This window comes from Nocardia sp. SYP-A9097 (genome assembly GCF_009649815.1).
GTDB lineage: Bacteria > Actinomycetota > Actinomycetes > Mycobacteriales > Mycobacteriaceae > Nocardia.
The window spans coordinates 1-9,347 of sequence record NZ_WJIC01000026.1; the positions used below are offsets into that span (position 1 = coordinate 1).

The 9,347-nt window shown below is 64.9% G+C and carries 8 protein-coding genes; 4 read left to right on the forward strand and 4 right to left on the reverse strand.

From position 1 onward, the window contains the following. Positions 1-178: 178 nt before the first annotated feature. Positions 179-382 carry a ricin-type beta-trefoil lectin domain protein gene (locus GFY24_RS43885; protein ID WP_153809044.1) on the forward strand — a complete coding sequence of 68 codons (204 nt, stop codon included), beginning with the start codon at positions 179-181 and terminating at the stop codon, positions 380-382. 425 nt (positions 383-807) lie between these two features. Further along, complete coding sequence (locus tag GFY24_RS41335) at positions 808-1,353, forward strand: RICIN domain-containing protein (protein WP_194853107.1); 546 nt, start codon at positions 808-810, stop codon at positions 1,351-1,353. Positions 1,354-1,721: 368 nt separating this feature from the next. On the opposite strand, the gene GFY24_RS33025 is transcribed toward GFY24_RS41335, so the two are convergent. Beyond that, entirely contained in the window at positions 1,722-1,907 is a 186-nt protein-coding gene (locus GFY24_RS33025) for a hypothetical protein (RefSeq protein ID WP_153809046.1), read from the reverse strand. A gap of 548 nt (positions 1,908-2,455) precedes the next feature. Between GFY24_RS33025 and GFY24_RS33030 the strand changes: the two genes are divergently transcribed. After that, positions 2,456-3,373 carry a DMT family transporter gene (locus GFY24_RS33030; protein ID WP_153809047.1) on the forward strand — a complete coding sequence of 306 codons (918 nt, stop codon included), beginning with the start codon at positions 2,456-2,458 and terminating at the stop codon, positions 3,371-3,373. Positions 3,374-3,415: 42 nt separating this feature from the next. On the opposite strand, the gene GFY24_RS33035 is transcribed toward GFY24_RS33030, so the two are convergent. Next, positions 3,416-3,580 carry a hypothetical protein gene (locus tag GFY24_RS33035; protein ID WP_153809048.1) on the reverse strand — a complete coding sequence of 55 codons (165 nt, stop codon included), beginning with the start codon at positions 3,578-3,580 and terminating at the stop codon, positions 3,416-3,418. A gap of 227 nt (positions 3,581-3,807) precedes the next feature. On the opposite strand from GFY24_RS33035, the gene GFY24_RS33040 reads away from it, so the two are divergent. Then, positions 3,808-4,044: a hypothetical protein gene (locus GFY24_RS33040; protein ID WP_153809049.1), complete on the forward strand. Its 237-nt coding sequence runs from the start codon at positions 3,808-3,810 to the stop codon at positions 4,042-4,044. Between the two features lie 835 nt (positions 4,045-4,879). On the opposite strand, the gene GFY24_RS33045 is transcribed toward GFY24_RS33040, so the two are convergent. Both GFY24_RS33045 and GFY24_RS33050 read right to left on the reverse strand, forming a co-directional pair. Further along, on the reverse strand, positions 4,880-5,137 hold the full coding sequence (locus tag GFY24_RS33045; RefSeq protein ID WP_153809050.1) for an MbtH family protein: 258 nt from the start codon (positions 5,135-5,137) through the stop codon (positions 4,880-4,882). 814 nt (positions 5,138-5,951) lie between these two features. Beyond that, positions 5,952-9,341: an IPT/TIG domain-containing protein gene (locus GFY24_RS33050; RefSeq protein WP_309231642.1), complete on the reverse strand. Its 3,390-nt coding sequence runs from the start codon at positions 9,339-9,341 to the stop codon at positions 5,952-5,954. Positions 9,342-9,347 lie beyond the last annotated feature (6 nt).

A 9,347-nucleotide genomic window follows, 5' to 3' on the forward strand; every position in this document is an offset into this window, starting at 1 on the left:
GACCACCAAGATCCGCGAGTTCATCAACGGCTGGAACCCCCGCGCGAAACCGTTCGTCTGGACCAAGACCGCCGAGCAGATCCTCACCAAGGCCGACCGTCCAAAGACTTCAAATCCGACCCACTAGCCTCCATCCGGAGTTGCTGCCGGTGGGGCTGCAACTGGAGGGGAAGAGAACGTGCTGAAAGGCATTCGTAGATCTGTCATTCTATTGCTGGCGGCTATCGCCGCATTGACTGTAGCGTCGTCTACGGCGTCAGCTGACGGCCTGCAGATTCGTAGTGGTATGAATGGTTTCTGCCTCGATATTCAGGGGGCGAACCCTGATCCGGCACCGGTCGTCACGTACCCGTGCAACGGTCAAGCCAATCAACGCTGGTAAATCTATTGCGGGCAAAATCTAGAAGGTGCCTGACCGTGGGGTAGATCGCTCCGAACGCACTATTCTGCATTCTGCATTCTGCATTCTGCATTCTGCATTCTGCATTCTGCCGCATGTCGCCCTGGCCGAGTCGGCCAGATCCGGATGTCAAGAATCGATGGTTGGCCGGACGTGCGGGGCGTCCGGGCCACCGTCGGTTTCGGGCAGCGCTGCCCCGGCACACGACCTCGGGCGCCACGCGGCAGCCTGTCATTGGCAAAACGACGATGCCCGACACTGTCGAGTGCGATCGGGCGGGCCGGGCGCATGAGGTTGTTAAGGATCTTGAAAGCTGGCCTGGATACTTTCGCTTCGCGTCGGACGGAAGATGTTCGGCTACAACGGAAGTCGCTCCGAGATGTGGGATGCGACGCGGAGGGGACCATATGAAGAAGTCGCGTGTTACTCGAGTGGGTCAGTCGGCGGACGGTTCGTCGGCGCAGCGGGGGAGTCGACAGCCGGTGCGGTTGCTCGGGACAGGAGCCGCGCTGGCCGCCGCGGCAATGGTGATCTGCGCGCCGTCGGCTTCGGCGGCGAGTATGACGCTGGTCAATGGGCTCGTTCAGGGCACGTGTCTGGATGCGCAGACGATGGACGGTGTCACATTGACGGGGGTCGCTCAAGTCATCACCTGCAACAGTGGGCCCGCGCAGCAGTGGATCAACGGATCCGCCAACAGTCTGCGAAACGGCCTCAACCCAGGTATGTGCCTGGACGCGCAGACAATGGACGGCATCTCCCTGACCGGAGTCGCTCAAGTCATCCCGTGCAACGGCGGCCTCGTGCAGGAGTGGTTCACCGGCCCCGGCAACACTTTCCACAATGGCCTCGACGGAGCCATGTGTCTGGACGGCCAAACCCTCGAGGGCAGAACCCTCACGAGCGTCGTTCAGGTCATCCCGTGCAACGGTGGACCCGCGCAGCAGTGGTGACCGCGGGCTGAACACTGGGGTCGAATGCATCATGGGCACATACCGATTCGCCGGAGATGTATAGGGCCCGTACGACTGGTAGGGACCCGTCACGAGGGGCAATCTGCCGTTGCGAGCTTCCGGACCTGCGCTGACTCGCGAATTTTTCTGCGGTAGAGCCTCTGCGGGGTGTGCAACGGTAGCGAGGCGGGGGACTGGGCTGGACGGCAGAGCGGGAGCTGCGGTTCGAAAAGTATCGAGTGAATCCACCGGCCGCGGCGTTCGGCTGGGTGACTACTCCGCTGACCGTCGTGGTGGGCGGGCCGCCGAGACGGGCGGTTCGCCGCCTCTGCTCGGCGGACCACCTTGCCTGTCGCGGCGAGAGGTCGTTACGCGTCGCTGACCTCGTGCCGATCCCGCTCGGTCCCCGTCTTCGGCGGAGCCTCGGACGATTCAGTGGCGGCCAGGGCGTCGGTGAGGCTGTCGCACAGCACGAACAGCTCCGCGGCCGCGGTGACACTTCGAGGGGGCGGCGCACCGGGTAGGAGGCCACGATCCGCGGCAGCTCCGGACACGAGGACCCGGCATCGGCCAGCACGGCGATACCGGCCAAGCTCAGGAAGCTGACTCACGAAACTGCTCGGACCACCATCTAGCGGACGCTGGAGGGCCACTGAACAGGACTTCGAACATCACTGAAGACGACTTCGAAACCTGACAGCCACGTCGCTCGGGTACCTCCACCCATTCTACCGCAGATAATATGTTCTTATCTGCGGTAAATCCTTAGCGCGACTTTTCGCGGATCTGGACGATCCTGCGAAAGACTGCACCCCACAACGAGATCCCAGGGAATCTGCGTGCGACCGACAACGCTCAGGGGAGCAGTTCACGTATCCGACGATGGCCGCCCGCACCCCGGGAACTCGGTCAACCAGCGCTTCCCGCGGTGGGTACAGTGGCGACGTGCATCGACCGCTTCTCATCCTGGCGCCGCCCCGCTTCTGAGCGGGGCCGATTTCCCAGCGCGTTGAGCCGACCACGGCCGGCGTGCGGTTCCCACACGGATCATTGAGCCCCGCTTCCGCGACCCATTCCTCTCGTCGCAGGAGCGCGAATTCTTATGCATACATCGTCGGCGGCTGCACACCGCCGATCCAATACCGGACTGGTCTGCCTGGTCACCTCCGGAGTGTTATGGGGAACCGGCGGGCTGTTCGGGAGCCTGCTCACTACTGTCGTGGGGCTCTCACCACTCGCGGTCGCGGCCTACCGACTCCTCCTCGGTGGCGCGATCATCGCAGTCTTCTTGATGCTGTCGAGACGGCCTCTTCCCCGGGGGCGCGCGGCATGGACTCGTCTGATCATGATCGCGGGGTTATCCGCGCTGTTCCAGGGCTGCTACTTCGGCGCAGTGCGGCTGACCTCCGTCAGTCTGGCCACCCTGACCACGATCGCAGCGGGCCCGGTGCTCATGCTGGCGACGGAACAGATCACGGGCCGAGGCAAAGTCAATCGCTGGATGATCGCCACGATCGCCCTATCACTGGCCGGCCTCGCACTGCTCGTCGGACTGCCCTCGGGCGGATTTGCCGTCACCGCTGTCCTCGGCAGTGCGGGTTTGTCGCTACTTGCCGCGGCAGGGTTCGTGGCCGTGACACTCTTGGGCGCTCATCCGATACCCGCATTGGATGATCTCGCGACAACCGGGATCAGCTTCACCATCGGCGGCCTACTACTGGCACCGGCCGCGGAGGTGACGACCGGCATGACGTTTCACCCCAGCCTTGCCTCACTCGGACTGCTCCTGGGCTTGGCCACAGCCCCGACAGCAGTCGCCTACACGCTGTACTTCCGCGGTCTTCGCAGCGTCAATGCCACGGTCGCGACGATCGTCACACTGTTGGAACCACTGACAGCCGCTGTCCTCGGCGCGTACTTGCTCGGCGATCAACTCGGCATCACGGGCATGACGGGCGCGCTCATACTGGCCGTGGCGGTCGTTGTCGCTCCGAAGGCACAACCATCCATGGCGAACTGACCCGTTTCCGCTGCCCCCTCTCTGGACCGGGGCAGCGGAACCTCAGGCCATCACCCCAACCGACAGGATCGGGCCGCGTCCTTTCGTCCGCGTCAGCCACACCACCTTGCTCTTTAGCGCGACTTTTAGCGCCACTGGACCCCATGTGCCGAACAGGCGGATAAGCCCGTGGTTGTTGACCCGCCGATACGCGTACTGCGGTTTCATCGAGCCCCTCTATCATCGAAGCTTCGCGGCCATATTGAAGTGCGGGGGCGTATCCAGCTGCGGCGCAGTTCGAATCCTCGTTTGAGGTGGCTGATCGGACAGTGGTTGCCGAACGATTTTTGGGTGGGGAGCCTGCGGCGTGGTCAGGCTCCCCAAACCCTTCAAACGGTCTCCGGACCGACGACTGCGTGTCAGTCGCCAACCGTCCGCGGGGGTGCGCTGAGTGCATGTACCGCGCCGAGAGATGCGCCTATGCCGGCGCCGATGGCCGCAATTGGAACCTCCATGAGGGCCGCACCGTAGGCAGCTCCTACGGGAACCGCCGCAAGGCCGATCGGTGCAAATGGCAGGCCGATCGCCGTACCCATCATGCCGCCGACGACCCCACCGAACAGCCCGAAGGGGCTCGCCGCTACTGCCCCTGCCGCTACGCCGACCACAGCGCCGCCAATTACTTCTCCTGAGACGCGGTCGGATCGGCTGCGTTCCATTCCGATCGAGTCGAGGAAGGTTGCCGTGGCTGCCTCGGCTTGGGCGGCGCCATCGTTCAGCTGGATTGCCTGCTCACGATTCAGCCACTCCGGTGAATCGACTTGCACGTCACCGAAGCGCAATTTGCCAGGCGGGGGCGCAATTGGCGGCACTGGGGCTACCGGTACGGGCGCATGCAACTCTCCCAAGGGAGCGAGGTACTTGTTCTCCGGCATCGGCCGCGCCCACTGCAGCGAACTCAGCGTGTCATCCGGAATCCGAAGCCCCTGGTACGGATGCACATTGGGTGCTTCGGCCGCGGGCCGCTGCACCGGCTGGTCGGACCGAGGCTCGTCGCCACGGAGCCGGTCAGGCTGTGGTCCTTCGGACTGAGACAGGTCAGTCTGAGACGAGTCGGGCTGAAATATGTTCTCGGTATCCGCGGCGTTCGCGAGCCCCGTTCCCGCCAGCCCGAACGTCAATGGACTATTCCCGCGACGATGACGGACACCATTTTGTATCGGGGCAGGTGGGGAGCTCCATGTTTGCCTGAGCCCATAGATTACCTTTCATGCGGAAAGAGATTTTAACTCCCAAGCCACATCTGCGGCTTGGGAGTTACGGTGATACGCCCAGAGATATACAAGGTGAGTGTTGCTACTCGTTGCTTTCTGGTTCCCTCTTGTCCTCAGATTAATCGAGTTCCGACACTAGCAACCTTGCTCGACTATCGGCCTTCAACGTATGTAGGCGGACTCGGCCGATGCTCGGTAAGCCTTTCTGTAAACGCTATCGTCTTGTGGCGGGTGCAATTCTCGCACGTACGCGCTAATCCAATCTCGGGTCAAGCGTCAGCAACCTGAGCTGTGGGGCATCGGCGGATATTGACTGTCTCAGAGTTTTTGGACGCATATCAGTCCAGTTCTTCTCGATGTATTCCATGCAGGCATTTCGGCTGTCCTCGCCGAACGCTCGATGCCACCCGTTCGGAATATCGGCAAAGCTTGGCCATAGAGAATACTGTTCTTCGTGGTTGATCAGAACGGAGAACCGGCCGTCTTCGTCGTCGAATGGGTTCGTGCTCATTTCACCTCACTGTATGACGGCATTGCAGATGACTGGCATCCGCCCTGCGCTGTAGAATTTCGGAAGAATCAACGGGACCTGCCGAGGTTCGAACAATTGCAGCATTGATCGCGTGTATAGATCAGGACAATCATCGCGTCATGTTCTCTGTCCGTGCAAGTCGACATCCCCGCAGATCATACTTGCGAACCACACGGTATTCGGTACCGCGCGGCGCGCGGATGGGAGCCAGGCGGGAAATCTATCCATCGTGGACCAGGACGTCAAGTACGGCCGCATGATCGGCGTGTCACAGGGTTTATTCGCGCAAAAGGGGCAAAATGGTGAATATTGGCCATAGGGTGCACGCCACAAGGACTGGCACGACGAGAATCACCCTCATTCACGGCTACCGTAGCTTCGAAGCGGCAGTGCCGTCAGGAATGCCGCTGGCAGCACTGCGCAATGTCGCGGCCATGGATTCCGAACGGCCACACGTGGCAGGTCAGCAAAGCGGGAATGATAGGTGTTTGCTGACCCATCGCCAATGGTAATTCCGGACGACTGCGTGGATCGGAATCGGTCACCAATCGGGAAATTTGTTGGCATCGCGAGACGTTCGCTGCCCGTGAGCCAAGTCCTGACGATCCAGCCGCAACACCAAAGCCTCAGGGTTCGTCCAGGTCGACGAGCGACCGTGCGGACCGGGCCTTTGGGCGGGTCGGACTCTGGTGGCATCGGGGGAAGGCACCGGCCGCATAGGCAGAGCTTCGATCCCGACGCGGCTGAGCCGCCGGCGGGCCGTGGCCGACCGACGGTCCAGTCGCGTTCTCTCTCAGATGTAGGTGAAGGCGATGCCGTTGCTGGTGCCACCCCCGGTCGTGGCGGTGATCTGTACCGTTCCGGCCGCCTCCGCCGGGGCGAGGGCGGTGATCTGGATGGCGGAATCAACCGTGAACGAAGTCGCCGGTGTCCCACCGAAATTCACCGCCGTGGCGCCGGTCAGGTCCGTCCCGGCGAGCACGACCGTCGTCCCACCGGCCACCGGTCCCACGTTCGGCACCGCCGCGATCAGGGTCGGTACCGCGACATAGGTGAAGGAGACACCATCGACCGTTCCCCCTGCGGTGGTGACGGTGACCAGCACGGTCCCCGCCGTACCGGCAGGGGTCACTGCCGTGATCTGGGTGGCGGAGTCGACGGTGAACGAGGTTGCCGGTGTGCCACCGAAATTCACCGCCGTGGCGCCGGTCAGGTCCGTCCCGGTGAGCACGACTGTCGTCCCACCTGCGACCGGCCCTGAACTGGGAACGATGGCGGTCAGGGTCGGCAGGGCGACATAGGTGTAGGCAACGCCGTTGCTGGTCCCGCCCACGGTGGTGACGGTCACCAGCACCGTCCCCGCCGAACCCGCGGGGGCGACCGCGGTGATCTGGGTGGCGGAGTCGACGGTGAACGAGGTTGCCGGTGTGCCACCGAAATCCACCCCGGTGGCGCCGGTGAGGTTCGTCCCGGTGAGCACGACGGTCGTCCCGCCGGCCACCGGTCCCACGTTCGGCACCGCCGCGGTCAGGGTGGGTACCGCGACGTAGGTGTAGGCGACGCCGTTGCTGGTCCCGCCCGCGGTGGTGACGGTCACCAGCACGGTTCCCGCCGAGGCCGCGGGGGCGAGGGCGGTGATCTGGGTGGCGGAGTCGACGGTGAACGAGGTCGCCGGTGTGCCACCGAAATCCACCGCCGTGGCGCCGGTGAGAGCGGTGCCGGTCAGCACCACGGCCGTCCCGCCGGTCACCGATCCGGCGTTGGGTACCGCGGTGGTCAGGGTGGGTATCGCGATATACGTGAACGAGACACCGTTGCTGGTCCCGCCCACGGTGGTGACGGTCACCAGCACCGTTCCCGCCGAGGCCGCGGGGGCGACGGCGGTGATCTGGGTGGCGGAGTCGACGGTGAACGAGGTCGCCGGTGTCCCACCGAAATCCACCCCGGTCGCACCGGTCAGGTTCGTGCCGGTCAGCACGACCGTGGTTCCGCCGGTCACCGATCCGACGTTGGGTACCGCGGTGGTCAGGGTGGGTACCGCGACGTAGGTGTAGGAGACACCGTTGCTGGTCCCACCCGCGGTCGTGACGGTCACCAGCACCGTTCCCGCCGAGGCCGCGGGGGCGACGGCGGTGATCTGGGTGGCGGAGTCGACCGTGAACGAGGTCGCCGGTGTGCCACCGAAACTCACCGCGGTCGCACCGGTCAGGTTCGTGCCGGTCAACACGACCGTCGTTCCGCCGGTCACCGAACCGGTGTTCGGTACCGCGGTGGTCAGGGTGGGTACCGCGACATACGTGAACGAGACACCGTTGCTGGTCCCGCCCGCGGTGGTGACGGTCACCTGCACCGTCCCCGCCGCCTCCGCCGGGGCGAGGGCGGTGATCTGGGTGGCCGAGTCGACGGTGAACGAGGTCGCCGGTGTGCCACCGAAACTCACCGCGGTCGCGCCGGTCAGGTTCGTCCCGGTCAGCACGACGGTCGTCCCGCCCGTCACCGAACCTGTGTTCGGTACCGCGGCGGTCAGGGTGGGTACCGCGACATACGTGAACGAGACACCGTTGCTGGTCCCACCCGCCGTGGTGACGGTCACTTGCACCGTCCCCGCCGTTCCGGCGGGGGCGACGGCGGTGATCTGGGTGGCCGAGTCGACGGTGAACGAGGTCGCCGGTGTGCCACCGAAACTCACCGCGGTCGCGCCGGTCAGGTTCGTCCCGGTCAGCACGACGGTCGTCCCGCCCGTCACCGAACCGGTGTTCGGTACCGCGGCGGTCAGGGTGGGTACCGCGACATAGGTGTAGGCGACACCGTTGCTGGTCCCACCCACGGTGGTGACGGTCACCTGCACCGTCCCCGTCGAACCGGCGGGGGCGACGGCGGTGATCTGGGTGGCCGAGTCGACGGTGAACGAGGTCGCCGGTGTGCCACCGAAACTCACCGCCGTGGCACCGGTCAGGTTCGTGCCCATGACCACGACGGTGGTTCCGCCGGTCACCGAACCGGTGTTCGGTACCGCGGTGGTCAGGGTGGGTACCGCGACATACGTGAACGAGACACCGTTGCTGGTCCCGCCCACAGTGGTGACGGTCACCTGCACCGTCCCCGTCGAACCGGCGGGGGCGACGGCGGTGATCTGGGTGGCCGAGTCGACCGTGAACGAGGTCGCCGGTGTCCCACCGAAACTCACCGCGGTCGCGCCGGTCAGGTTCGTCCCGGTCAACACGACCGTCGTCCCGCCGGTCACCGGTCCCACGTTCGGCACCACCGTGGTCAGCGTGGGTACCGCGACATAGGTGTAGGCGACACCGTTGCTGGTCCCACCCACGGTGGTGACGGTCACCTGCACCGTCCCCGTCGAACCGGCGGGGGCGACGGCGGTGATCTGGGTGGCCGAGTCGACGGTGAACGAGGTCGCCGGTGTGCCACCGAAACTCACCGCCGTGGCACCGGTCAGGTTCGTGCCCATGACCACGACGGTGGTTCCGCCGGTCACCGAACCGGTGTTCGGTACCGCGGTGGTCAGGGTGGGTACCGCGACATACGTGAACGAGACACCGTTGCTGGTCCCGCCCACAGTGGTGACGGTCACCTGCACCGTCCCCGTCGAACCGGCGGGGGCGACGGCGGTGATCTGGGTGGCCGAGTCGACCGTGAACGAGGTCGCCGGTGTCCCACCGAAACTCACCGCGGTCGCGCCGGTCAGGTTCGTCCCGGTCAACACGACCGTCGTCCCGCCGGTCACCGGTCCCACGTTCGGCACCACCGTGGTCAGCGTGGGCACCGCGACGTAGGTGTAGGCGACACCGTTGCTCATTCCGCCGGCTGTGGTGACCGTGACCGCTACCGTTCCGGCCGCGTGGGCCGGGGCGACGGCGGTGATCTGTGTCGAGGAATTGACGGTGAACGAGGTCGCCGGTGTCCCACCGAAACTCACCGCGGTCGCGCCGGTCAGATTCGTCCCGGTCAGCACGACCGTCGTCCCGCCCGTCACCGAACCGGCGTTCGGGGCGATGGTGGTCAGTGTCGGTACCGCGACGTAGGTGTAGGCGACACCGTTGCTCGTTCCACCCACGGTGGTGACGGTCACCTGCACCGTCGCGGCCGAATGGGCCGGGGCGACGGCGGTGATCTGTGTCGAGGAATTGACGGTGAACGAGGTTGCCGGTGTGCCACCGAAACTCACCGCGGT